Origin of the sequence: Qipengyuania algicida, assembly GCF_009828025.1 — a bacterium.
Lineage (GTDB): Bacteria > Pseudomonadota > Alphaproteobacteria > Sphingomonadales > Sphingomonadaceae > Qipengyuania > Qipengyuania algicida.
The window spans coordinates 22,111-45,189 of record NZ_WTYA01000011.1; the positions used below are offsets into that span (position 1 = coordinate 22,111).

32 protein-coding genes are annotated in these 23,079 nt (G+C 61.1%); 19 read left to right on the forward strand and 13 right to left on the reverse strand.

What is annotated here, in order from left to right; genetic code table 11:
- Positions 1–10: 10 nt before the first annotated feature.
- The 4 genes from GRI58_RS13120 (at position 11) to GRI58_RS13135 (ending at position 1,366) form a co-directional block, all read left to right on the forward strand.
- The gene (locus GRI58_RS13120; protein ID WP_160754059.1) at positions 11–538 is read left to right on the forward strand and encodes a DUF2306 domain-containing protein; all 528 of its coding nucleotides are present in this window, start codon (positions 11–13) and stop codon (positions 536–538) included.
- A 12-nt stretch (positions 539–550) separates the two neighbouring features.
- Positions 551–778, forward strand: a complete 228-nt coding sequence (locus GRI58_RS13125) for a hypothetical protein (RefSeq protein WP_160754060.1) — start codon at positions 551–553, stop codon at positions 776–778.
- A 42-nt stretch (positions 779–820) separates the two neighbouring features.
- Entirely contained in the window at positions 821–1,111 is a 291-nt protein-coding gene (locus GRI58_RS13130) for a hypothetical protein (protein ID WP_160754061.1), read from the forward strand.
- Between the two features lie 75 nt (positions 1,112–1,186).
- Positions 1,187–1,366 (forward strand): hypothetical protein, encoded by a 180-nt coding sequence (locus GRI58_RS13135; RefSeq protein ID WP_160754062.1) that lies wholly within the window; start codon positions 1,187–1,189, stop codon positions 1,364–1,366.
- A 6-nt stretch (positions 1,367–1,372) separates the two neighbouring features.
- On the opposite strand, the gene GRI58_RS15800 is transcribed toward GRI58_RS13135, so the two are convergent.
- A complete protein-coding gene (locus GRI58_RS15800) occupies positions 1,373–1,504 on the reverse strand; it encodes a hypothetical protein (RefSeq protein WP_272916350.1) in 132 nt (43 codons plus the stop codon).
- A gap of 330 nt (positions 1,505–1,834) precedes the next feature.
- Here GRI58_RS15800 and GRI58_RS13140 point away from each other — a divergent pair, with 330 nt between their 5' ends.
- The 8 genes from GRI58_RS13140 to GRI58_RS13170 all read left to right on the forward strand — a co-directional run bounded on the left by GRI58_RS13140 (position 1,835) and on the right by GRI58_RS13170 (position 5,488).
- The gene (locus GRI58_RS13140) at positions 1,835–1,990 is read left to right on the forward strand and encodes a hypothetical protein (protein ID WP_160754063.1); all 156 of its coding nucleotides are present in this window, start codon (positions 1,835–1,837) and stop codon (positions 1,988–1,990) included.
- Positions 1,987–2,115 carry a hypothetical protein gene (locus GRI58_RS15805; protein WP_272916351.1) on the forward strand — a complete coding sequence of 43 codons (129 nt, stop codon included), beginning with the start codon at positions 1,987–1,989 and terminating at the stop codon, positions 2,113–2,115. Before GRI58_RS13140 ends, GRI58_RS15805 begins: the two co-directional genes overlap by 4 nt.
- Before the next feature lie 107 nt (positions 2,116–2,222).
- Positions 2,223–2,567, forward strand: coding sequence for an HPF/RaiA family ribosome-associated protein (locus GRI58_RS13145; RefSeq protein ID WP_160754064.1), 345 nt, complete (start codon positions 2,223–2,225; stop codon positions 2,565–2,567).
- A 218-nt stretch (positions 2,568–2,785) separates the two neighbouring features.
- The gene (locus tag GRI58_RS13150; protein WP_160754065.1) at positions 2,786–2,998 is read left to right on the forward strand and encodes a cold-shock protein; all 213 of its coding nucleotides are present in this window, start codon (positions 2,786–2,788) and stop codon (positions 2,996–2,998) included.
- Between the two features lie 91 nt (positions 2,999–3,089).
- Positions 3,090–3,326 carry a hypothetical protein gene (locus GRI58_RS13155; RefSeq protein WP_160754066.1) on the forward strand — a complete coding sequence of 79 codons (237 nt, stop codon included), beginning with the start codon at positions 3,090–3,092 and terminating at the stop codon, positions 3,324–3,326.
- A gap of 58 nt (positions 3,327–3,384) precedes the next feature.
- Entirely contained in the window at positions 3,385–3,903 is a 519-nt protein-coding gene (locus tag GRI58_RS13160; RefSeq protein ID WP_160754067.1) for a DUF3833 family protein, read from the forward strand.
- 115 nt (positions 3,904–4,018) lie between these two features.
- Complete coding sequence (locus tag GRI58_RS13165; RefSeq protein WP_160754068.1) at positions 4,019–4,453, forward strand: glycine zipper 2TM domain-containing protein; 435 nt, start codon at positions 4,019–4,021, stop codon at positions 4,451–4,453.
- Positions 4,454–4,672: 219 nt separating this feature from the next.
- The gene (locus tag GRI58_RS13170; RefSeq protein WP_160754069.1) at positions 4,673–5,488 is read left to right on the forward strand and encodes a glycine zipper 2TM domain-containing protein; all 816 of its coding nucleotides are present in this window, start codon (positions 4,673–4,675) and stop codon (positions 5,486–5,488) included.
- 89 nt (positions 5,489–5,577) lie between these two features.
- On the opposite strand, the gene GRI58_RS13175 is transcribed toward GRI58_RS13170, so the two are convergent.
- Together GRI58_RS13175 and GRI58_RS13180 are read right to left on the reverse strand one after the other, a co-directional pair.
- Positions 5,578–5,730: a lmo0937 family membrane protein gene (locus GRI58_RS13175; RefSeq protein WP_160754070.1), complete on the reverse strand. Its 153-nt coding sequence runs from the start codon at positions 5,728–5,730 to the stop codon at positions 5,578–5,580.
- 46 nt (positions 5,731–5,776) lie between these two features.
- Positions 5,777–6,361: a hypothetical protein gene (locus GRI58_RS13180; RefSeq protein ID WP_160754071.1), complete on the reverse strand. Its 585-nt coding sequence runs from the start codon at positions 6,359–6,361 to the stop codon at positions 5,777–5,779.
- A 175-nt stretch (positions 6,362–6,536) separates the two neighbouring features.
- Between GRI58_RS13180 and GRI58_RS13185 the strand changes: the two genes are divergently transcribed.
- Positions 6,537–6,962 (forward strand): COG3650 family protein, encoded by a 426-nt coding sequence (locus GRI58_RS13185; protein ID WP_160754128.1) that lies wholly within the window; start codon positions 6,537–6,539, stop codon positions 6,960–6,962.
- Here the strand turns inward: GRI58_RS13185 and GRI58_RS13190 are convergent.
- On the reverse strand, positions 6,959–8,401 hold the full coding sequence (locus tag GRI58_RS13190; RefSeq protein WP_160754072.1) for a S41 family peptidase: 1,443 nt from the start codon (positions 8,399–8,401) through the stop codon (positions 6,959–6,961). The two genes, GRI58_RS13185 and GRI58_RS13190, sit on opposite strands and share 4 nt — an antisense overlap.
- A 223-nt stretch (positions 8,402–8,624) precedes the next feature.
- Between GRI58_RS13190 and GRI58_RS13195 the strand changes: the two genes are divergently transcribed.
- Positions 8,625–9,209, forward strand: a complete 585-nt coding sequence (locus GRI58_RS13195) for a YbhB/YbcL family Raf kinase inhibitor-like protein (RefSeq protein WP_337190986.1) — start codon at positions 8,625–8,627, stop codon at positions 9,207–9,209.
- A gap of 58 nt (positions 9,210–9,267) precedes the next feature.
- A complete protein-coding gene (locus GRI58_RS13200; RefSeq protein WP_160754073.1) occupies positions 9,268–9,519 on the forward strand; it encodes an SWIB/MDM2 domain-containing protein in 252 nt (83 codons plus the stop codon).
- 143 nt (positions 9,520–9,662) lie between these two features.
- On the opposite strand, the gene GRI58_RS13205 is transcribed toward GRI58_RS13200, so the two are convergent.
- From GRI58_RS13205 to dapD, 4 genes are all read right to left on the reverse strand, one after another.
- On the reverse strand, positions 9,663–9,851 hold the full coding sequence (locus GRI58_RS13205) for a DUF3008 family protein (RefSeq protein ID WP_160754074.1): 189 nt from the start codon (positions 9,849–9,851) through the stop codon (positions 9,663–9,665).
- On the reverse strand, positions 9,848–10,093 hold the full coding sequence (locus GRI58_RS13210; protein ID WP_160754075.1) for a hypervirulence associated TUDOR domain-containing protein: 246 nt from the start codon (positions 10,091–10,093) through the stop codon (positions 9,848–9,850). Before GRI58_RS13210 ends, GRI58_RS13205 begins: the two co-directional genes overlap by 4 nt.
- The gene (locus GRI58_RS15455) at positions 10,083–10,400 is read right to left on the reverse strand and encodes a hypothetical protein (RefSeq protein WP_202386974.1); all 318 of its coding nucleotides are present in this window, start codon (positions 10,398–10,400) and stop codon (positions 10,083–10,085) included. The genes GRI58_RS13210 and GRI58_RS15455 overlap by 11 nt, the downstream gene beginning before the upstream one ends.
- A gap of 67 nt (positions 10,401–10,467) precedes the next feature.
- The gene (gene dapD, locus GRI58_RS13215) at positions 10,468–11,292 is read right to left on the reverse strand and encodes a 2,3,4,5-tetrahydropyridine-2,6-dicarboxylate N-succinyltransferase (protein ID WP_160754076.1); all 825 of its coding nucleotides are present in this window, start codon (positions 11,290–11,292) and stop codon (positions 10,468–10,470) included.
- 100 nt (positions 11,293–11,392) lie between these two features.
- On the opposite strand from dapD, the gene GRI58_RS13220 reads away from it, so the two are divergent.
- Positions 11,393–13,846: a S8 family peptidase gene (locus tag GRI58_RS13220; protein ID WP_237452311.1), complete on the forward strand. Its 2,454-nt coding sequence runs from the start codon at positions 11,393–11,395 to the stop codon at positions 13,844–13,846.
- Between the two features lie 3 nt (positions 13,847–13,849).
- Here the strand turns inward: GRI58_RS13220 and GRI58_RS13225 are convergent, their stop codons facing one another.
- From GRI58_RS13225 to GRI58_RS13245, 5 genes are read right to left on the reverse strand one after another with little or no spacing between them, the layout of a single operon-like run.
- Positions 13,850–14,935 carry a phosphotransferase family protein gene (locus GRI58_RS13225; RefSeq protein ID WP_160754077.1) on the reverse strand — a complete coding sequence of 362 codons (1,086 nt, stop codon included), beginning with the start codon at positions 14,933–14,935 and terminating at the stop codon, positions 13,850–13,852.
- Positions 14,935–16,023: a Zn-dependent alcohol dehydrogenase gene (locus GRI58_RS13230; protein WP_160754078.1), complete on the reverse strand. Its 1,089-nt coding sequence runs from the start codon at positions 16,021–16,023 to the stop codon at positions 14,935–14,937. Before GRI58_RS13230 ends, GRI58_RS13225 begins: the two co-directional genes overlap by 1 nt.
- A complete protein-coding gene (locus GRI58_RS13235; RefSeq protein WP_160754079.1) occupies positions 16,023–17,357 on the reverse strand; it encodes an acyl-CoA dehydrogenase family protein in 1,335 nt (444 codons plus the stop codon). Before GRI58_RS13235 ends, GRI58_RS13230 begins: the two co-directional genes overlap by 1 nt.
- 36 nt (positions 17,358–17,393) lie before the next feature.
- Positions 17,394–18,827 (reverse strand): MFS transporter, encoded by a 1,434-nt coding sequence (locus GRI58_RS13240; RefSeq protein WP_160754080.1) that lies wholly within the window; start codon positions 18,825–18,827, stop codon positions 17,394–17,396.
- Positions 18,824–19,690, reverse strand: a complete 867-nt coding sequence (locus GRI58_RS13245) for an SDR family NAD(P)-dependent oxidoreductase (protein ID WP_337190987.1) — start codon at positions 19,688–19,690, stop codon at positions 18,824–18,826. The genes GRI58_RS13240 and GRI58_RS13245 overlap by 4 nt, the downstream gene beginning before the upstream one ends.
- A 178-nt stretch (positions 19,691–19,868) precedes the next feature.
- Between GRI58_RS13245 and GRI58_RS13250 the strand changes: the two genes are divergently transcribed.
- Genes GRI58_RS13250 through GRI58_RS13260 form a run of 3 tightly spaced genes read left to right on the forward strand, consistent with a single transcriptional unit; the run spans position 19,869 to position 23,068 of the window.
- The gene (locus tag GRI58_RS13250; protein WP_160754082.1) at positions 19,869–21,062 is read left to right on the forward strand and encodes an acyl-CoA dehydrogenase family protein; all 1,194 of its coding nucleotides are present in this window, start codon (positions 19,869–19,871) and stop codon (positions 21,060–21,062) included.
- Between the two features lie 45 nt (positions 21,063–21,107).
- Positions 21,108–22,247 carry an acyl-CoA dehydrogenase family protein gene (locus tag GRI58_RS13255; protein ID WP_160754131.1) on the forward strand — a complete coding sequence of 380 codons (1,140 nt, stop codon included), beginning with the start codon at positions 21,108–21,110 and terminating at the stop codon, positions 22,245–22,247.
- 14 nt (positions 22,248–22,261) lie between these two features.
- Positions 22,262–23,068, forward strand: coding sequence for an SDR family oxidoreductase (locus tag GRI58_RS13260; protein ID WP_160754083.1), 807 nt, complete (start codon positions 22,262–22,264; stop codon positions 23,066–23,068).
- Positions 23,069–23,079: the final 11 nt, after the last annotated feature.

Consider the following 23,079-nt stretch of genomic DNA (forward strand, 5'->3'; position numbering starts at 1 on the left):
GGAGAAGCATATGGCCACACTAGCTTCGGGGGCACCCGACACGCCGCCCGCGCCCGGGCGAACCAGCCTTGAGCCCGACCGGTTCGAGCGGGTCCTTGCAATCGGCGCGCTGGTGCTGCTCGGCTTCGTAATCGCCGCGCTGATCCGCGGACGGGCGGAATGGCCGCAGGTGCCGCCAATAGTGTGGGCGCATCTGGCGACCATCGGATTGGCGCTGGGGCTGACCCCGGTGATGCTGCTGCGTCGTCGCGGCGATGCGCGCCATCGGCTGCTCGGCTGGATCTGGGTGAGCGCGATGATGCTAACGGCGGTGTCGAGCTTCTTCGTCCGGCTGACCAACCCCGGCAGTTTTTCTTTCATCCATATCCTGTCGGTGTGGACGGTCATTCAGGTGCCGATCATCGTGTGGAGCGCGCGCCATCATCAGGTGGTTCGCCATCGCCGGGCGGTGCGCGGGATGGTGCTGGGCGCACTGCTCATCGCGGGGTTCTTCACCTTCCCCTTCGACCGGCTGCTCGGCCATTGGTTGTTCGGGTAAAGGATCGCGAAGATGGGTGACGCAAACGACTGGCGCACGGCGACGCTGGAACAGGCGTGCCGCATGATTGCCGAGGCCGCGCCGAATGCGGCGGAGGAGCGCAAGTGGAAGAAGCCCACCAATCTGGCAGGCGTTCCCACATGGTCGGCCGGAGGGATCATCTGCACGGGCGAGACCTACAAGGATATTCTCACTCCTTCGTCGCAAGCGCCCGCCCCACGCAACCTTCCACCCCTCTAGCCGTTATTGCAATGCAGCATCCTCGCTGCCGGAGTACCTCCCATGACCAAGACCCCCACCAAAACATGGCCCGAACTCGCGATCGAGGGTTGGGTGCTGGGGGCGGAGATGTCGGCGGTGATCTGGCTGCGCTCCCTGCGAATGATGACGGGCGGCAGGCTGGCCGAGCATGAGGCGGAGCGGATGGTGAGCGAGAAGATTACCGCCGCGATGACCCTGTTCCCCGCGATCCTTGCTGGCGGCATGAACCAGTCGGCAGAAGAGGCTACGGGTCGCGCCATCGCGCATTACCGGGGGCCGGTCCGCGCCAATCGCAAGCGCCTGAGCCGGTAATCCTGAGCCGGTAATCGCCCGCGCCACCGGCTTTCGCGCGCTGGCTTTTTGATGGGCCCGCGCCCATAGCGGCCCATGGCCGATCTCTACCGCAAGAACCTCGAATCCGAACGTCGCAAGCTGTGGGGCGAATGCCGCCTCAAGGGATTGAAGCGGGATACGCCGCAGCGTCTCCGGATTGCCGAGATCGACCGGCTGCTGGCGGAGCATAGCGCGAAACAGCAGCCGCCGCCGGTCGAACGCGGGGAGGGCTGAGGCCCCCTAGCCGTTCCGCATATTCTCCAGACCCTTGACGCTGCCCGGCTTGGTGCTGGGGTTGGACGCGTTGGTCTTGACCTTTTCCTTCTTCGGTTTGCGCGCTTCGCGGCTCTTCTTCTGCTGGCCCTTGGCCATGGTCTCTTCCAATCGGGGCGGAATGCCCCGTGGCCGTGGTACACCCGATTGGCACGCTAGCCTGCACGAATTCGGTGAGGACGGCCGGTTCACCGCAGCGCGCAATTCGGCGATTATCGGCGGCACGAGGCGCAACCGATGGGCGCTTGCCGAACGGCCGCAACCCGCTTCCATTTCCTACTCGCCACCTTTGTGCATAACCCTGCCGGATGGACACGCCACCCAAACCCAGACCCAAGCCCGACAACACCCGCTGGACGGGCGACAAGGCCACGATTTTCCTCAAGCTGCTTGCGCGCGCGGGCGCCCAAATTTGCTGAGTACTGGGACATGTCGATGGAGGTGTGGCGCAAGACCCGCGCCTCCTCGAGGCGGCGCAAATGCGTCCATCCGCTGCTCGACAAGCATCCTGTGGCGCATGGGGCCAAGGGTGACGATTCCGGGTCTCGCACGATGACGGTGGCCTTGTGCCAGCGTGACGGGTGACCCATGCGCAAGGTGTCGCGGCGGGCGGCGCTCGTGCCACTGCGCGCGGCCAGGGTGACGCCTTGGCGCGTGAGGCTTACGGCTCATCGCTCCACGGTCACGCAAGGCGCGGGTTTTATCCCTAGGCCGTGTTCCATCTGTTCCACCAAAAGTGACGTTTTCGATCGAAATCACAGGGCCGAATGCCCATCTCGTGCGTTGATGACACAGCAGTAAAAAAGGAGAGATTTCCATGCAGGTCCAGTTCAATTCCGACTCATCGGTCATGGGCACCGAGAACGTCGCCGAGCGGATCGAGGCGGCGGTGCGCACCAAGCTGGCGCGGTTCGAGGAGCGGCTGACGCGGCTGGAGATTCATGTTCGCGACGAGAACGGACCCAAGCATGGCGCCGATGACAAGGCCTGCATGATCGAGGCGCGCCCGCGCGGTGGACGGCCGATTGGCGTCACCGAGCACGCCAGCAAGGTCGACGATGCGGCGCGCAAGGCTGCGCACACTCTCGCCCAGCGGCTGGAGCGGTTTTTCGGCAAGGAAAGCCGCCACGGCCACGACCAGCGGCCCGACAAGGCGCTGTAAGCGGGCCCGGCCGATTAGGTGATCCAGCGAATGCGTGTTATACCGCACTTGCTGACGTCGAAATTTGCGACGGACTTCGAGATTTGACGACCGCCGTTTGCCTTTGCTGGCCCCGGCGTAAACCAGACGACGACTTCCTTTCTTCGGACGACCTTACGCACTCCCGGCACGCGATCCTGCGTGTCCGGGCACAAAGACGTTCTCGAAAGGAACACATCATGGCCAAGACTGGCACCGTAAAATTCTTCAATGGCGACAAGGGCTATGGCTTCATCCAGCCCGACGACGGTTCGTCTGACAGCTTCGTCCACATCTCCGCGGTTCAGGCCGCCGGGATGACGACGCTCGATAAGGAACAGCGCCTCAACTACGACGTCGAAGTCGGCCGTAATGGCAAGGAAAGCGCGATCAACCTGTCCAACGCGGACTAAAATCCGGTGCGCCGCCCATGCTCCAAGCGGGCGTGGGCGGCACGCTTTTGCTTCCCCAAACAATCCAGCAGCCGCATTCAGGAGAACGACGATGAGCCAGAGCTATGAATTTTATTCCGAGCGGGCGCGCGAATCTGAAGCTGCGGCAGAGGAAGCAACGCTCCACAATGTGCGCGAGCGTGCCGAACGCGCCGCCAAGACCTGGCATGCGCTCGCAGCGCAAGCGAAAAGCGTTGCCGCCACGCGCGAGCGGGTGGAACGCGAAAAGGCTGAAGAGCGTGCTGCCGAAGCGGCGCGCGTAGGGGAAATGCAGGCTAGCGGAGCCTGAGCCAGCGCAAACTGTCCGAAAGCGCGCAGGGAACCTTTGCGTGGGCCGAACCGCTGGGATGACGATGAAACGCCTCGCTTTGCTTTTGCCCCTCGCCTTGGCGGGCTGCGCGCACACGCCGCGCATCGCCGCCACCCCTATCGCACCCGCGTCCGAACCGACCTTCGATGTGTTTGCATTCTTCGATGGTCGTTCCGAGGGGGAAGGGAGATTGTCCAAGGTGTTCTCCGGCTCCCAGCGGACGCAGGTGTTCAGCTTCGGCAAAGTGGAGGACGGCGCCCTTCATCTCACACAGACGATCCGCGAAGGCGACAAGCCGCAGCGCAAGCGTGAATGGGTGATCCGCAAGGACGGACCGAACCACTATACGGGCACACTCACCGATGCCGAAGGGCCGGTGACAGGCGAGGTGGAGGGCAACCGGTTGCATCTCTCCTTCACGATGAAGGGCGGCTTTCCGACCGAGCAGTGGCTGACTATGTCGAACGGACGCGACAGAGCCTATAATGTCATGAAAGTGCGCAAGTTCGGGATCACCGTGGCGGTTCTGAGCGAGGACATCCGCAAATACGATTGAGCCGCGATGATCGTACGGTCATGCGGAACAAAATCTGCCTCTCGCTCATTGTTTGGTGACTTGGTGGGAAGCAACCATCACGGCGCCATACGCGCTCTGAGAGGGAGATAATGCAATGAAACCGATGCTTGCGGCCCTTGCCGCCGCTACAGCCGTGACTGCCTTGGGCGGCTGTGCCACCACCGGATACGGCAACGATCCTTACGGATATTACGATTCCAGCTATCACAACCAGTATGGCCAGTATAATTACAACAATCCGGACCCGCGCTACAATGGCTACTATGCCAATAACTACTATCGCGAGGATCCACGTTACCGCGCTTACAAGCTGAAGCGGTCCGACCGGATCTATCGGGGCCAGGATGGTAGATATTATTGCCGCCGTTCGGACGGCACCACCGGGCTGATCATCGGCGGCGTTGCCGGTGGTATCCTGGGTAACATTATCGCCCCTGGTGGGTCGAAGACGCTGGGTACGATCCTCGGTGCAGCAGGCGGCGCTGCCGCAGGCTCTGCAATCGACTCGAAGAACGTTACCTGTCGCTGACGCGCTTTAAGTGAATGAGACAGGGGCCGGACGTCGCGAGCGACCTCCGGCCCCTGTCTTTTCGAACAGCGAAAACAGAGATTTTGCGCGATTTGTACGTCCCTGTGAGCTGCCGAAAAACGCGCCAATGCGATTCGTTCAGGGAGCGTTCGGGTAATCGAGCGGTTAATCGGGGAACTTCAGCATGTCGCAACCGAACTTTCCTGGAAAGTAGACAGCATGTCACCCTCATTCAAAGCCAACCGTCTGGTTCTAGCCATCGCCGCCACGGCGGCAGGTCCGATCGCCTCATCGGCAGCTTCCGCCCAGGCGTATGATCCTCCGCCACCTTACTATGGCGATTACGATACAGCGCCGCCCTATGCCGACGCATATCCGCCGCCGCCTGATTACGACGGCAGTGAACTACCGCCGCCGCCGCCGGGCTTTGAAGCGGGTGCCTATGGTGACTGGACGGCGCGCGACGCCGCCTTCGCCCGTCAGACCGAAGCATGGTCAAGACGGTATTGTGTGCGCTCGCGTGACAATACTGCGGCTGGCGCGGTCGTCGGGGGCCTACTCGGGGCGATCGTAGGGTCGAGCCTTGGCGGTCGTCACGATCGAGGTGGATCGACGTTGGCCGGCGCTGCGGTCGGTGCCATCGGCGGCGCTGCGGTCGGCGCGAGCAGTTCTTATTCGACCAGTCCCGGCTGCCCGCCAGGCTACGTCGTGCGTCGCGACGCGCCCACGTATTACTATCCCTCGGATTACGATTATGCTGCACCGGGATGGTACAGGCCCTGGGTGTACGTAGGTGGTAGCTGGACGTTCCGGCCATATCCGTATCATGTGTATTACTATCGGCAGTATTACCGGGGCGGTCACTGGTATGAAGGAAACCGTGCATACTACGGCAATCGTGGCTATTACCGTAATCCCGGCTACTACCGGGATCGGGACGACTACCGTGATCGCGGCGATCGGTGGCGCAGGGATGGCGGAGATCGTGATGGACGGCATCATGGCGGTCGGGACCGTGATCACGACCGGCGTTAGGCTTCCTTGGTCTGTGCGGTGAGGTTCCATGAAAAAAGAGCGCGGTCGATGCGTCGACCGCGCTCATTTATTTTACGTCTCTGCGAAGGTTAGAGAGTAGCGCCGCGACCCCGCACGAAGTGCACGATCAGTGCAATCACTGCGAGCACCAGCAGAATATGGATAAGCCCGCCAGCGACATGGAACGCGAGGAAGCCCAGAGCCCATAGTACGGCAAGAATAATGGCGATGGTCAAGAGCATGCTTTAGTCCTTTCAACTTGGGAGCGGCTTGAAGCCGTATGTCTCGTCAACGGTTTGCCAAGTTGACTGGTTCCAATTGTTTGCGGTTTTGTTGGATTGCATCACTTACATTGATGATGCGGGCATGGCCGATAGCTGATTCTGATTTGGCCCCCGCGCGCGCAGGGGTTGCCGCTGGATCATTTATTTGGCCGGGTCCTTGGGCGAGATTCAAAGACCGTGTTGACGCATTGGTTGCGAGAGATGAGGACGACGTCTTAGGAGCGACTTGATTCACAGCTCGCGCCATCACCGGCTGCTGGTGATTACCGGCATCAATTTGACCGGCGGCCAACGCTGTGGCGACATAGGCGTCGCTGTCACGGTAACGTGTCTGGCTATACAGGCCTCTTTCGGACAGGTCGACAACCGCGACCGTGCCTCTGGGAGTGACCAGCGGATAGTGATCCGGGCTTAGCTGGGTTGATTGCGAAACGGCGACAGATTGGTCAATCGCCGGACTGCCGGAGGGTTGCATGGTGTCTGTGTCAGCACGAGCGAGAACCGGGGTTGAACCGAGCGATGTTCCTGCGATTGCCCCTCCCAAGGCACACGCCAGACAAGTCCCCAGAAATACGGGACTCAGATTCATCTGATTTGCTCCTCATGGTTTCGGGTCTCGATGTTTGAACGTAAAGGCCCGTGCGGATGTTCCCCGATGGCCGCGGTTCGGTGGGCCAGCGTTGACGGATTCGCCGTCAAAGTTCAGGGCATACGTCATGTTGCCAAAGCCACATGTTCGCGACTCTCGGCGTCGGTCCAAAAAAATGCTCGGCCTGACAGTCGTCTCGCTTGCCTTGGGTCTGGGCGCCTGCCAGGCAAAGGAACAGGCGAGCGGATCCGGGCCGGGCGGAACGTTTGGCGCAATCTCGGCGGCTGATACGATCCACCTCATCGGAACCGAGCCCTTCTGGGGCGGTCAGCTTGCCGGCACCACCCTGCGCTATACGACGCCAGACGATCCGGCGGGAGCGCCCATCGCGGTGGAGCGGTTTGCCGGTAACAATGGATTGGGCTTCAGTGGAAGCTTCGCGGGCAAGAACTTCGATCTGGCGATTACGCCCGGAACTTGTGTCGAAGGGATGAGTGATCGCCGCTATCCGTACGTCGCAACGCTCCAGATCGGAAACGAGCGACGTGACGGATGCGCGTGGACTGACAGCCAGCCATTCAGCGGATCGGATAAGCCCTAGTAGATCCCGGGACTGTCGTGATCGAGGCTGCTGCCGCTGTGCGAGCGTAGCAGATTATCGCGCGGCTGAACGGATTGCGCGGTCTGGCCTGAAGTGCCGGTGATCGGAGTGCAGCTGCGACCGGCGAGATAATCCAGAGCGGTCTTGATCGACGCTTCGGTCGGATCCCCGAGAGGCTTCAAATAGTCGTCGGAAGCGCTGCATGTTGCTGGCATGACCGATGCCAACCCGCCGTAATAATCCCCATTGCCATCGGCATTGACCGTGCGGAACGCGATGACCCGCAAGCGGTCGTCGCAGGCCGAGCGGTCGAATGCGCTTTGTCCAACGGGCTTGCCGAAGGTATTCGATCCGATCAGCGCGATGTTGTCCTTAAGGTAAGGGATGAAGGCATTGGCAACGAGTTCGCTCGCCGAGGCGGTGCCGCCGGTTCCGATAACAGCAATCTTCGTCGCGGCGATCGCGTTGGGTTCCGCAACGAAGTAGTCAGTTGTATCGTTTGTCGATTGGGACGAGCGGAATTGGGTTGTGCTGAAAACCTGCCCAACCTTGTCCTTGGCCATCAGGTCGCCAAGCACTTCCGCCACCGAAACAAGGCCGCCGCCGTTGTAGCGTAGATCGAGGATGACCTTCGTTATTCCGGCGGACTGGAACTGCTGGAATGCTGTCCGCAGCTGATTTTCCGCATCTTCGATAATAAAGGTGCGCAGGTTGATATACCCGACCTTCTCCACCCCATCGTCGAGTATCTTAACGCCATAGCGATTGGAGATCGGGTCGAGCGAATAGTCGGCCTTGGCGATTGTCGCGGTGTGCTGGGCCCCGTCAGGATCGGCAAAGGTCAGTGAACGCGATACTCCCGTGTTATTGGGGCCGAGTGCATCTATGACCGCGTAAGGCCCTCCTGAGGACATCAGCGAGGAAACGGATGTCCCATCGATTGCCAGCAGTTCGGTGCCGCGATCGATACCAGCAGCATAAGCGGGAGCACTTTCGAACGCTTCGACCACGAACACTCTGTTCGATGCAGTGTTATAGGATAGCCTGATGCCGAAACCGGCATTCGATCCGTTCTGGATCAGTGCGTTTTCTTCGGCAATCGACGTAATGTAGGTGAGGCCGCCGTGGCGCAACGGGCCGGTCCCCGTTCCGTCGGGAGGCGTAACCGAGGGTGCCACCAGCGCATTTATGTAATCCTGCAGATTCGTGAAGCTGGCCGGATCGGCGTTGAGGTTCAACTTGTCGGGGAAAAGATACCATTCGTTTATCGTATCGCGGACCCATTGTTCGCGCGCGGAGAAGGAACAATCCGTCGGTGAAATACCTCCGCCGCTTGTGCCTCCCGTGCTCGAAGATGCTCCGCTGCTTGTGCCGCCGCCCCCGCACGCTACCAGCGAAAGCGCCAAAACCGACGACATAATGCTCCGACCCAACGACATGACGTGTGCTCCCCTGATCCACAAACGGTCTGCCTGCCACTCGGCATATCTGTACCTTGCCAAATGAACGCCGTCTGATTTGAAACGATACTTGCCGGGAATCGAGGCGATTTGAAAGCTGTCGTGACCTTCCCTAGGTAAAAACGGTGTAAATCGCGGTTCTGCCCATGGTGCGGTGCCGCCTGGAGGCGCAAATGCAGTTTATGACAAGGATAGGCGTATAGTGAGTGAAGTGGTTGCAGATTGGCTTGTGAACGCCGCCGGGGTCCCCGCTGGAACGCGGGGGCTTGCGGCAGATTCCCTGGGTGATGAAAAATTGCTGGGTAAATCGGGTTTCACGCTCTCCAGTCCGGCATTTTCGGCAGGTGGCGAGCTGGACCCTTGTTTCACCGCCTACGAAGAGGACGCTGTAGCCCCGCCGCTCGAGTGGAGCGCGCCGCCACCGGGTTCGCAGGAACTGGTGCTGGTTGTCGAAAGCATCGGCCCGCAGGGTGGTGAGCCGGTGTTGCACTGGCTGGTGTGGGGATTGGCGGCCCAGAAAGGCAAGCTGCTCGAAGGTGAGGTGCCGCCGCGCACCGGCAAGAACAGTCGCGGCAATTCGGAATGGCTTTTGCCCGAACCGCCCATCGGGGAGAAACATCATTACATATTCCAGCTATTTGCGCTTGACCTGCCTTTGATCCAGATGCCGGGTGCGAAAGCGGCGGACGTGTTTGCGGCAATGCGAGGTCATGTGACGGCATGCGCTGTGCTGACTGCGCAGTTCGAAGGGGAACAAGAAGAATCGGAATGGGATGAGGAAGACTGAATTCAATTTTTTGTAAATTCGATATTTTTTAGCACGCCTGACAGGAAAGGACATACTCATGGCTGGCAAGAACAATGCTCTGCAAAAACCGGTTACGCTTTCACCGGATCTGGAGGCTGTCGTGGGCAAGGGCCCGATGACGCGCGCTCAGGTCACCTCGAAGGTGTGGGAATACATTAAGGCCCACAACCTTCAGGACAGCAAGGACAAGCGTATGATCAATCCCGACGCCAAGCTCGGGGCGGTGATCGGCAACAGCCAGATCTCGATGTTCAAGATGACCGCTGCGGTTTCCAAGCACCTCAGCTAACTGGATATTGCGGTGCATCCGACCTCTCGGATGCACCGCTTATTCCGCCAGTCAGCTAAAATCGTTAGAGAGCTATTGCGGGGTCCGGCTGACTTACGCCTGATGTCCGTTAACCTCCACCAGACGCCCGGGCGAGCGCCGCTTCAGTCCTCATTGGCGCGATCTGGCAAATTTTTCGTATTGGTCGACGCCAGTTCTTCGAGTTCGATTTCGCTCATCGAATGGTACATTTCCTTCGATGCTCCTTGCAGGTCGCCGACTTTGGTGTCGCCGCGCTTTGCCGAAAGTGCCGCTCCTGCGGCATGTTGCTGCGCTTTCGAATGAGCTTTCATCGATTGCTTGCCGCCAGTTCGCTGCCCAGTTTCAAAACTTCGGAACCTTCATCCTGACGGATCAGATAAGCAGGATTGCCCTGGTCACCATGGCGCGTGATCTCACTCCCATCGAGTGTACGTGTGACATCACGCTCGAAGCGGTCGGAGATCTTGCCGCAAGCTTTGCCGTTGCCCCATTTCCAGGTCACATATTGCCCCGAGCGAAAACTGTTTGCGTCGCTAGCGGAACTATTGCCCATCGGGAGTAGCGTCGTTCTTCATCACGGTAAGCCCATCCTGATGGGTTACCTGATCGCCCGAGCTGGGTGTCGGTGTGATCAGCACGTCGGCTGCTTCGTTCTCCGATTGCTCGACCTGCATTTTGTCGCTGACGCTCTCATCGCCCACCGCACCATTCTTCGAGGCAGAACCGCTGATCCAGATGATCGAAAGGAGCACGATTGCCAGCAAGAGCCCAATTCCAAGAACCCATCGGACTACGCCTTCCTTTGATCCACCGCTCGCCTCGGTCTCATTTACGTGGGTTGTTTCGCCTTCGGTATGCATGACAAAGCTCCTCGGTCGTGATCAACGTGGAGGCATTATGGATGTTCCTCCGGCAATCGCAACGATATTACAGACGGAGCAAATCGTTGATCGCTGTCTTCTCTCGCGTTTGCGCATCGACGGTCTTGACGATCACCGCGCAGGCCAACGACGGGCCGCCATCCTGTGCCGGGAGCGTGCCTGGCACAACCACCGAATAGGGCGGGATCGCACCGTAGCTGATCGTTCCGCTGGCCCGGTCAACAATTTTGGTCGAACGGGTAATGAACACGCCCATGGCGACGACCGAACCTTCGCCGACTGTGACACCTTCGACGATTTCCGAACGTGCGCCAATGAAGCAATTGTCACCGATGATCGTCGGATTGGCCTGCATCGGTTCGAGCACGCCGCCAATTCCGGCCCCGGCAGAGATGTGGCACCCCTTGCCGATCTGCGCGCAAGAGCCGATCGAGGCCCAGGTATCGACCATCGTGCCTTCGCCGACGTAGGCACCGATATTGACGAAGCTTGGCATCAGCACGCAGCCGGGCGCGATATAGGCGCCAGCTCTCACAATAGCCCCGGGGACGACACGAAAGCCCGCAGCGCGAAAACGTTCATCGTCCCATCCGGCAAACTTGCTCGGTACCTTATCGAACGCGGGATTGCCTGCACTGCCACCTTCCATCAGGCGATTTTCCTCAAGCCCGAACGACAGCAGCACTGCTTTCTTGAGCCACTGGTTCACCTGCCATCCGCCCGAACCATCCGGTTCAGCAACTCGAGCAGCGCCTGAATCGAGCATCTCAAGCGCTTCGGCTACCTGACCCTTGAGTTGCTTGGACTTCGGCGCCGCGCGAGCACGATCGTCCCATGCTCGTTCGATAGCGGCTGCCAGAGTGTCGGTCATGCGTATATCCCTCTCGCGTCGATACGCGAATGCCGTTAAGGCCCGGGACATAGTAGGGCAAGCACGCTGGGCGTTGATTTGCGTTAATTATCGAGCAGCCTTGAGCGGTTACAGCGCCGCCTGGCCGCCTTGGGGGTTATGGGTGACGGAAGGCGCATTGACCACGGTATTGTTGCGAGTTCGCGTACCGATCCGGACCGGCACATGCCTGTCCGGACTGATTTTGCTCGCGGCTTGCGGCGGTGGTGGCGGTACGCCTATCAACAGCACGCCTCCTCCTGCACCGGCTCCCGCGCCAACTCCGGCGCCCGCCCCCGCACCAACGCCTGCTCCGGGGCCTAGCCAGTTTGACACCGCTGAATATCGAAGATCCGATGGCCCGGCCCAGCACAACGCCATTGTTGCTTGGAACGCCGGAGTTACCGGCAAGGGCAGTACGATCGCGATCATCGACACCGGCATCGATACCACCAGCCCCGAATTTGCCGGACGCATACTGGCGGCCTCGCAGGATGTCGCCGGAACTCGCTCGATCCAGGCGACCGACGATCACGGCACAAATGTCGCCCTGGTTGCCGCGGCGGCACGTAACAACTCGGGCATCATGGGTATTGCCTTCGATGCCAGCCTGCTGGTTCTGCGTACTGATACACCGGGCAGTTGCACAGTGACGTCGCCCGGTGACACCACGACCAAAGACACTTGCACGTTTTCTGATAGCAATATCGCCAGGGGAATAGACAAGGCCGTCGCCGCCGGCGCGAAGGTCATTAATCTGAGTCTTGGCGGTAATGGCGCGGGTTCAGTCGTAACCGATGCTGTCGTGCGTGCGTCCGCCGCGGGCGTTGTGGTGATCGTCGCGTCTGGCAATGGCGGCGATGGCAGCGACACCACGACCGACCCAAATCAGCCGGATGCCTTCGCCAGCGCCGTTCGTCAGGCAGGCGGCAATAATGTGATTATCGTCGGTTCGGTCGATGCCAATAACGTGATATCGACTTTTACCCAACGTGCCGGCACTCAGGCCGACTGGTATCTGGATGCGCGCGGCGAGGATGTCTGCTGCGTCTACGACAACGGGCAGATCTATGTCGGGCACGATGCTTCGGGTTCGTTCAATCTAGTGTTTTCCGGAACCAGTTTTGCCGCCCCGCAGGTCGCCGGTGCGGTCGCCTTGCTCGCGCAGGCGTTCCCCAATCTGACCGGCCAGCAGATCGTCAATATCCTGTTGAAGAGCGCCCAGGATCTTGGGGCAACTGGCACGGATGCGACCTATGGGCGAGGGTTGCTCGACATTGCGGCGGCCATGCAGCCGATGGGCACAACCACGCTTGCGGGCAGTACCAGCGCAGTGCAGATCGGTTCGACCAGCGTCGTTGGATCGCCCGCCATGGGCGATGCTCTGGCCGGTTATCACAGTGTCCCGGCGATTATCCTTGATGGCTACAAACGCGCCTATCAGGTGGATTTCGGGGCGGGAGCCAGATCCGCAACGCTCAAGCCGAAACTGACCCCCAATCTTGTGCAGGCCGGGCGCGCGATGTCGGCGGGGACTGCCAATCTCACTCTGGCCTTCACCGTGTCCGATTCAGACACGCTGAACGATGGCCAGTGGACCGGCCAGCTTCGCTTGTCCGGTGAGGATGCGAGCCGTGCGCGTGTGCTGGCCGCTTATGTCGCGGCACGGATTTCACCCCGCACGCAACTGGCGTTTGCGACGCGGCAAAGCGCGAGCGGGCTGGTCGAGCAATTGCAAGGCGCGCAAAGGCCCGCGTTCATGATCGCGTCGACAGCGGATCAGAGCAGCGGTTTTGCGCAGTCGGTCGATTCCTCGCTCGCGATCCGCAGTATGGTCGGATTGACAGGCATTACGGTCAGTGCCGAAACCGGCGATGCCTGGCTGGACCGAACACTCGATCCGACCGAGTTTGCGCTTGGCCGCAACCGTACTCTGGCCACGCGCCGCGTGGGCTTGTCGGCGGATCGCCAGATCGGGCCGCTTGCGACCAGCGTCGGAATGAACTGGCTGCAGGAAGATTCAACCGTTCTCGGGGCATATCTCGCACCGCAATTTGGCGGTCACGGTGCCGACACGGTGTTCCTCGATGGATCGGCAGGCTTGCCGATTGCCGGAGGATGGAAGCTGACCGGGGCTGTCCGGCAAGGATTTACCCGGGCAAGGGCGGGTGGGGCGGTGTCAAGCGGATCGACCCTGCGCACCAGCGCCTGGAGTATGGATTTGTCCAGCAGCTCGGTGTTCGCGTTCGGAGACAGCTTCGGTTTCAGGATTTCGCAGCCATTGCGGGTGGATTCGGGCGGCCTCAACCTGTGGCTCCCGATTAGCTACTCCTACGCCTCCGAAGCAGCGGAATATGGCATCGAAACGCTGTCGCTTGCGCCTTCTGGACGGGAGATCGACGGCGAACTGGCGTGGCGCGGACCGCTGTGGGGCGGTTTTGGCAGTGCCAGCCTGTTCGTCCGTCACAATCCCGGTAATTACGCGACCCTGCGAACCGACAAGGGCGTCGCCTTCAGGTGGAATGCCAATTTCTGACCGTTAAGTCGGCATTCCCGCCGCTAGCGCAAATTCATAAGCGCGTTCGACCAATGGGCCGACCCGCTCACTCATTTGCTTCGCATGGGCGGATGAGGCGGTGCCGTCGATCACGCGTTTCTTGATTCCCTGCATAATGCCAGCGAGCCGGAAGAGGTTGTAGGCGAAATACCAGTCCATCGGCGGGACCGGATAGCCAGTGCGCGCAACATAGCGTTCGACGGCCTCGTCCTGGGTTGGAATGCCAAGCTCCGCCAGATCGAGCCCGAGCAGCCCGGCTCGCCCATCGGCGGGGTTGTGCCAGTTGAGCATGAGATAGCTGAAATCGGCAATCGGATCGCCCAGCGTCGACAGTTCCCAGTCGAGCACCGCCAGGACGCGATTAGCGTCCTTTTCGAAGATCAAATTGTCGAGCCGGTAGTCGCCATGCACCACGCTCGATTCATGCTGTGGCGGGATCGTTTCGGGCAGCCATTCGATCAGCCGCTCCATCTGCGGCATGTGCTCGGTTTCCGATAGCTTGTACTGCTTGGTCCAGCGGGCGATCTGACGCGCGCAATAATCAGTCGGTTTGCCATACTCGCCGAGCCCGATTTCCACCGGATTCCTGGTGTGGAGATCGGCCATGGTATCGACCATCGAATTGTAGATTTCGCGCCGATCAGCTTTCGTAATACCGGGCAGCGCGCCGTTCCACAGCGAGCGTCCGTCGGCGAGACCCATGACGAAGAACTTGGAGCCGAGCACCTCGGCATCTTCGCATAGCCCGTAGGTCTTGGGCACCGGAAAGCCTGTCGGCCCCAGCGCATGCATGGCGGCATATTCGCGATCGACCGCATGGGCGCTGGGCAGCAGCTTGCCGAAAGGCTGGCGTCGCAGCACATAGCTGCGCCCTGGCGTGTCGATGCGATAAGTCGGATTCGATTGACCGCCCTTGAACTTCGAATAGGAAATCGGACCTGCAAAGCCTTCGACATTCGCCTGGAACCACTGGTTCAGGCGCTCAAGGTCGAGCTGGTCACGTTCGGGCACCGCGATGGTGCCGACCATTTCCTTGTCGAAGTCGATCTGTTTGGGATCTTCGGTCATCAGTCGAATACAATCACACTGCGCGCCGAGTGACCTGCACGCATCTTGTCGAAACCCTCATTCACCTGGTCGAGGCTGATTCTTTCGGCAATGATCGTATCGAGATCGAGCAGTCCGCGCATGTAGAAGTCGACCAGACGGGGAAGATCGACGGGGAAGTGGTTCATCCCCATGATCGCGCCTTGCAATTTCTTGCCCGACAGCAGGTCCATCGCACCAAGCCCCACCTTGCAGTCGAGCGGCATCATGCCGAGAATCGTGGCGGTGCCTCCGCGGCGCAACAGTTTGACGGCAAGGTCGGCCGACGCCTGACGTCCGACCGCTTCGATCGCGTGATGCACCCCGCCGCCAGTCAGCGCGACGATCTGATCGACCACATCCTCGGCCATGGCGTCGAAACTGTGGGTTGCGCCCAGAACCTCGGCCAGCTTGCGCTTTTCCGGGATCGGATCGACTGCGATCACTTTGCCCGCACCGGCGATCTTGGCGGCGTTGATTGCGGCCAGTCCGACACCGCCGCAACCGATCACCGCCACCGTTTCTCCCGGCACGACGGAACAGGCATTGAAGATTGCACCGGCTCCGGTGGTCACCGCGCAACCGATCACGGCGGCGCGGTCGAGCGGCATATCCTTGTCGATCGCGACGCAGGCGTGTTCGTGGATCAGCATCTGTTCGCTGAACGCCGACAGATTGAGCATCTGCGCGACCGGATCGCCACCGGCGCGGGCGATGCGCGGGGGCTGGCCCCGGCTGCGGCGCGTGTCGGCCCCCATGCAAAGCGCCATCCGGCCCGTGACGCAGAATTCGCAATGGCCGCAAAACGCGCTGAGGCAGCTGACGACGTGATCGCCCGGCTTGACCGTCTTAACCTCGCTGCCGACCGCGCGAACCACTCCGGCGGCTTCATGGCCGGGGATGGCGGGCAGGGCATGGGGATAGGTGCCGTCGATGAAATGCAGGTCCGAATGGCACAAGCCGCATGCCTTGGTATCGATCAGCACTTCATGCAGCAGCGGATCGGCGAGTTCGACCTCGCCGATCACCAGCCCTTCACCGGGCTTTTCGAGGATTGCAGCCTTCGCCATCAGCGCGTCGCTCCCATGTCGCCAGCGCTCAGATTGTCGTTCGAATTATAAGGCGCCTTGCCGTCACGCAATGCGTTGGCAGTCGGCCCTTGGTTGGGAGCGTGCTTGGCAAATTCCATCCGCGCGATTGAGCGGGCATGGACCTCGTCCGGCCCGTCCGCCAGTCTCAGCGTGCGCTGATGCGCATAGGCGTTGGCAAGGCCATAATCGTTCGACACACCGCCGCCGCCGTGGGCCTGAATCGCATCGTCGATGATCTTGAGCGCCATGTTCGGTGCCTGAACCTTGATCATGGCGATTTCCTGCTTGGCGTTCTTGTTGCCGACCTTGTCCATCATGTCCGCAGCTTTCAGGCACAGCAGCCGGGTCATGTCGATATCGATCCGCGCACGCGCGACGCGTTCTTCCCACACCGAATGCTTGTAGATCGGCTTGCCAAATGCTTCGCGTTCCTGAAGGCGGCGGCACATCTTGGCCAGCGCTTCCTCGGCAACGCCGATGGTGCGCATACAGTGGTGAATGCGGCCCGGTCCAAGGCGGCCCTGCGCGATCTCGAACCCGCGCCCTTCGCCCAGCAGCATGTTGGTGACGGGCACACGCACGTCCTTGAGTTCGACCTCCATATGGCCGTGCGGCGCATCGTCATAGCCGAACACCGGCAGGTGCCGGATGATGTTCACCCCGGGGGTGTCAATCGGCATCAACACCATCGATTGCTGCGCGTGACGCCCGGCGGAAAAGTCGGTCTTGCCCATCACGATTGCGACCTTGCAGCGCGGATCGCCAAGTCCGGAAGACCACCATTTGCGCCCGTTGATGACGTACTCGTCGCCGTCGCGCTCGATCCGGGTTTCGATATTCGTCGCGTCCGAGGATGCGGTGAAAGGCTCGGTCATCAGGAAGGCGGAACGGATCTCGCCGTTCATCAGAGGAGTAAGCCACTCGTCCTTCTGTTCGCGCGTGCCATAGCGGAAGAACACTTCCATGTTGCCGGTATCGGGTGCGGAGCAGTTGAACACTTCCGAGGCGAAGCCAATGCGGCCCATTTCCTCGGCGCATAGCGCGTATTCAAGGTTGGTGAGGCCCGGTCCTTCGAATTCGAAGGTCTCGTCTACGTGGTGGTGGCTGTCGTTGCGCGGCGGCATGAACAGGTTCCAGATGCCGTCCGCCTTCGCCTTGGCCTTCAGATCCTCGACCACCTGGATGACCTTCCAGCGATCACCTTCGGCATCCTGCTGCTTGTAGGTGTCGACCGCCGGGCGAATGTGCGCTTCGATGAAATTATGCACACGGTCGCGCCAGTAACGCTGCCTGTCGGTGGGCTCGAAATCCATATCGTGGGTGTCCTTCTGCGAATCGTTTGGTTTGTATCAGGGTACCACGCCGGAGGCGTCGGGGTCGCTCCGCGCTGCAGCGTCGAGTGATCTGAGGCGTGCCTCGTGGTCCTCGCGGGTGATCGGAAAACGCGCAAGCCAGAAGGCGGAGAAAATCCCTAGGACAATGATGAGGGCACAATAGATTATCGTCAGCGAATCCAGCGCGCCTTCGCCAACTGAACCGGGAACCGCGCCTTTGGGAATGCCGGAATAGGCCACGATCTGGCCGGTAAGGAAGATGCCGAGCCCGGTTGCGCATTTCTGGGCGAACCAGTTGCCCGCATAGAACGATCCCTCCGCCCTCCGCCCGGTTCGCTGCTCGAACGCTTCGACGATCTCAGCTACCATTGAGGACGCGGAAATAGCCACGATCACTGCCGCGCAATTGCCCAGCACGATGAAGGCGAACAGCAGGCCAGTCGATTCGACAGATCCGGATTCCGGCCAGATTCTTGCCAGCCTCGCTGCGTAGGGAATCACCCAGAGCGTGACCGCGATCAGAGCGGAGATCCATGCGGTACGGGGTTTGCCAAAACGCTTGTGGAGCGATCCGATGGTCACAAACGCCAGCACGATGCTGGCGAACAGCACCAGCGTGTAAACGAAGAACGATGCCTGCGAAAATCGCCAGACGAACAGGTAAAGGTAGTTCGAAATAGCAAAGGTCATGCCCTGGCTGGCATAAGCGGCAACTGCCCCGGCCGCGAGGATCAGGAAGGCGCGTTCGGAAAAAGCCTGACGGATTTCGGCGAAGGCAACTCGAAATGAGAATGGCGGTGGGCGCTCCGCGGGCAGATGGGCAACGCGGGAATGCTGGCCCATCGCCGAGACGACGACCGAAATCACCATCATGATTGCGCCGGCGATGCCAAAGCGTATGTAGCCGGGCCGGTGCAGCATACCGCCGTCGGCCAGAAATACGTTGTAGGCCAGGAACAGCATCAGCAGCCCGCCGGTCCAGCCGAACAAATAGCGATAGCGGAACAGCGTGGTGCGCTCGTCATAATCGCGTGTGAGTTCTGGCACGAGCGAGACTGATGGCACCTCGCACGCCGACAATAGCATCCGCACGACAACTGCGAGGCCCAGCAATTCCCAGAAACTCGGTGTGCCGCCACCCGGCGGGGACCACAACAGGACCCACGCGAAGGCGAGCGGAACCGCTGCGGCGTAGAGCCACGGCAGGCGCCGCCCCCAGCGGGTGTAGGTCCGGTCCGACAGGTTGCCGAGCAGTGGATCGACGAATGCATCGATGATCAGCGCCATCGCCAGTGCGGCGCTGACCAGCCCCGCATCCATGCCCAGGACCTGATTGTAATAGATCAGCAGAAAGACGGAAAAACCGTTGTCTTTGATGCCGAAGGCGACCGCACCGAATCCGTGGAACAGTTTGAGTTTCAGCGGAAGCGGGCCTTCGGTCTGGCTCATCCCGCTTGGCCCTTCGCCTGCTGCTCCATCGCCTCCAGCGTTGCGAACAGCCCTGGCGTCTCGGGATCCCAGCTATGGCGAGGACCAAGCGTGATCCCTCCATCGACCAGTAACGATGCGCCGGTCACGAAACCCGCCGCCTCGCTCGCCAGATAGGCGACCGCATTGGCAATGTCCTCGGGCTGACCACCGCGCGCAACAGGCTGCGCCTGGCTCGACATCTGGGCGATCGCAGCCTTGGCCTGATCCTTGAACTGATCGGGCATTTCGAGCGAGCTGGTGAAGATATTGGTATTGATGAAGCCGGGCTGGACCGCGTTTACCCGGATGCCGAACTGAGCAAGATCGGTCGCCGCGACTTTCGTCAGGTGCAACACCCCGGCCTTTGCGACGGCATAGGCGCTGGGCGAATAGCCGGGACCAACCGCCGCGACGCTCGAGATATTGACGATGCTCGCGCCCTTGCGCCCCTTCATATGGTGGACAGCGTAGCGGATGCCGAATGCGACCGAGCGCAGCAGCAGGTCCATCGTCCGGTCCCACTCGTCCGGCTCGATGTCAGCCAGAGAAGCGCGCGCGCCGCCCGCACCCGCATTGTTGAGCACGACGTCGATGCCGCCCGTTTCTTCGCCGGCGCGGTCCATCAAGCAGCGGATCGAGTCGGTGTTCGTGACATCGCAATGCTGGAAGCGAATGTCGCCAGCATCGCTTGCGGCCAACGCCGCGCCGCCCTCGCTATCGATATCGGCTGCAAAGACAATCGCACCCTCGCTGGCGAATAGCCTGGCCGACGCAGCACCGATGCCGGAAGCGGCGCCGGTGACAATGACGGTCTTGCCTGTGAATCGGCCTGAGTTGGGCACTTGCAGGGGCATCCTTCAAACGGTTTTTCTTTGCGATTAGCTTAGGCCTCTTGACCTGCGCGTCAACGCAATCCGCCTGACGCTACGGCATGGCGGCGCGCAACAATGGCGCTTGCCGCGGGCAGGCGAATCGCCTTACCGTAAACGTCAAGCAAGCCTTTGGAGAGAGGAGTCGGCCATGTCTCACAGCGATGGCGATCTGGAACAATTCCGCGAGCAAACCCGTGCGTGGCTGGAGGCGAACTGCCCCCCCGAAATGCGCGAACCGGTGCGCGATGACGATGATGTTTTCTGGGGTGGCCGCAACGCCACGTTCAAGAACGATGCGCAGAAGGCGTGGTTCGAGGCGTGCCGCGACAAGGGCTACACCGTTCCTGCCTGGCCCAAGGAATATGGCGGCGCAGGGCTGACCCCGCCGCAGGCCAAGGTGCTGCGCGAGGAGATGGCCCGGATCAATGCGCGTTCGCCGCTCTCCAGCTTCGGCATCTGGATGCTTGGCCCCGCGCTACTCCAGTTCGGCACCGAGGAGCAGAAGCAGCGGTTTCTCAATGAAATCGCGCGCGGCGAAATTCGCTGGTGCCAGGGCTATTCCGAACCTGGCTCGGGCAGTGATCTCGTGTCCTTGCAGACTTTCGGGGAAGACAAGGGTGACCACTGGGTGGTCAACGGCCAGAAAATCTGGACCAGCTATGCCGACAAGGCGGACTGGATTTTCTGCCTGGTGCGCACCGACAAGGCGGACAAATATCGCGGCATCACCTTCATGCTGTTCGACATGGCGAGCCAGGGCGTCTCGACCAAGCCGATCCTGCTGATCAGCGGCAACAGCCCATTCTGCGAGACCTTCTTCGACGATGTGTCGGTGCCCAAGAGCTATGGCGAGGGCATCCCGGCGCAGGTTGGCGAGGTCAATCGCGGCTGGGACGTCGCCAAATATCTGCTCGGCCACGAGCGCGAGATGATTTCCGGCGCAGATGGCGGTGAACGGACCGCGGCGATCGGCGCGGCGATGAAGCGCAGCGTCGGCGAACTCGACCCGGTGTTGCGAGCCGAGCTGGCCCAGTTCGACGTCGATGCGCTGGCCTATGCCTGCATGGGCGAGAAATTCCTCGACGAGGTCAAGGTCGGCAAGGCGCATCCGGCGCAACCGAACATGATGAAATACGCCGGGACTGAGCTCAACAAGCGCCGTCACGAGCTGATGATGGCGGCGGGCGGCAGCCGTGCGCTCGAATGGGACAGCGAGGAGACCGACGGCGGCAAGACCGCCCGCAACTGGCTGCGAACCAAGGCCAACAGCATCGAAGGCGGCACCAGTGAGGTCATGCTCAACGTGATCGCCAAGCGCATCCTCGAACTGCCGGGCGCTTGATAACATTGAAATATCACCCGTTCCCACGCGGGTATGGAGAGAGACATGCCACTCTATTACGATGACGATCAGGCGATGCTCGCCGACACCGCCAGCCAGTTCATGGGCGAGGAAGGTGCGATCGGCAAACAGCTGCGCCACTGGCGCGACCGCAATTGCAAGGACGGTTTCGGCCATGGCCTGTGGAAGCAGATGGCCGAGATGGGCTTTACCGGCATCCTCTTGCCCGAGGCTGATGGCGGGCTGGGCATGGGCCATGTCGAGGCAGGCATCGTGCTCGAGGAAATCGGTCGCAATCTCACCCCGTCGCCGTTCCTTACCAGCTCGGTACTGGCGGCGAGCGCGCTTACCGAAGGTAGCGACGACCTGCGCGGGCGTTGGCTGCCGGGGCTTATCGCGGGCGATAGCGTGTTCGCGGTCGCGATCGACGAGGGCGGCAAGCACCGGCCCGAACGCATCGCCACGAGGGCCGAGAAATCGGGAAATGGCTTCCGTCTTTCCGGGCGCAAGGATTTTGTCGTCCAGGGTGCCAGTGCGGACATGCTGGTGGTTGCTGCACGCACCTCCGGCAGCGACAGCGATGCCGATGGGATAACGCTGTTCGCCGTCCCGAAGGACGCCAGCGGCATGAACCACGAAGCCGTGCGACTGGTCGACAGCTCGATGGCGACGCACACCAGTTTCGATGGTGTCGAGCTCGATGGCGATGCGGTGATCGGCGAAGTCGACGGCGGGCGCACGATCCTCAACGCGATGCTGATGGCCGGGCGTGTGGGCGCTGCGGCAGAGGGCGTGGGTGTTGCGCGCGGGGCCATGGACATGACCGTCGATTACCTCAAGCAGCGCAAGCAGTTCGGCAAGTTGATCGGCGAATTCCAGGCGCTCCAGCATCGGGCGGCGCATCTGTATTCCGAAGTCGAGATTGCCCGTGCGGCGGTGGTCAAGGCGGCCCAATTGCTCGACTCCGAGAGCGAACGCGCCGATCTGATGGCCTCGGTCGCCAAAGCCAAGGTCGCAAAGGTAGCCGGGCTCGCGGTGCGCGAAGGGGTGCAGATGCACGGCGGTATCGGGATGACCGACGAATATGACATCGGCCTCTTCATGAAGCGCGAGCGCGCTTTGCAGGAATTCCTTGGCGATCAATACTATCACGCCGGGCGCGTTGCCGAATTGAACGGATATTGAGTGGGAGAGAGCAGATGACCCTCGAAGACCTTTTCAGCCTCAAGGGGCGCGTGGCGCTCGTCACCGGTGGCAGCCGTGGTATCGGCCGCATGATCGTCGAAGGCTTCCTCGCCGCTGGGATCGAGCGGGTCTACATAACCGCCCGCAAGGGCGGGGAGCTGCACGAGGCCGCCGAGGAACTGGGTGAGAAGGTCGTGCCGATCCAGGGCGATGTCTCGACGATGGAAGGCATCGATGAGCTGGTGGCCGCGATCTCGGCAAAGGAAAGCAAGCTCGACATTCTCGTCAACAATGCGGGCACCGCATGGGGCGCGGATTTCGAGGACTTTCCCGAGACCGGCTGGGACAAGGTGATGGACCTCAATGTGAAGTCGCCCTTCTTCCTGACGCAAAAGCTGCACGGCCTGCTCAAGGCGGCATCAAGCGCGGAGCGGCCTGGCAAGGTGATCAACATCGCCTCGGTCGACGGTCTCAGGATCAACCCCTGGGAAACCTACAGCTATCAGGCATCGAAGGCCGCGCTGATCCACCTGACCCGCCGGATGGCTGCGCGGTTGGTGAAGGACCAGATCTATGTCACGGCAATCGCACCGGGTGCTTTCCCGTCGAACATGAACAAGGTCGCCCGCGACATGGAAGAAGAAAGCGCCAAGGGCATTCCGAACAAGCGCGTCGGCGACAAATACGACATGGGCGGCAGCGCAGTCTATCTTGCGAGCCGCGCAGGCGATTACACCATCGGCGAAACGCTGACGGTCGACGGTGGCATCGTCAACGCGCATCTTCCGACCCACTTCGCCGACCCGGCGGCGGGACGCTGAACGCGCAGCTT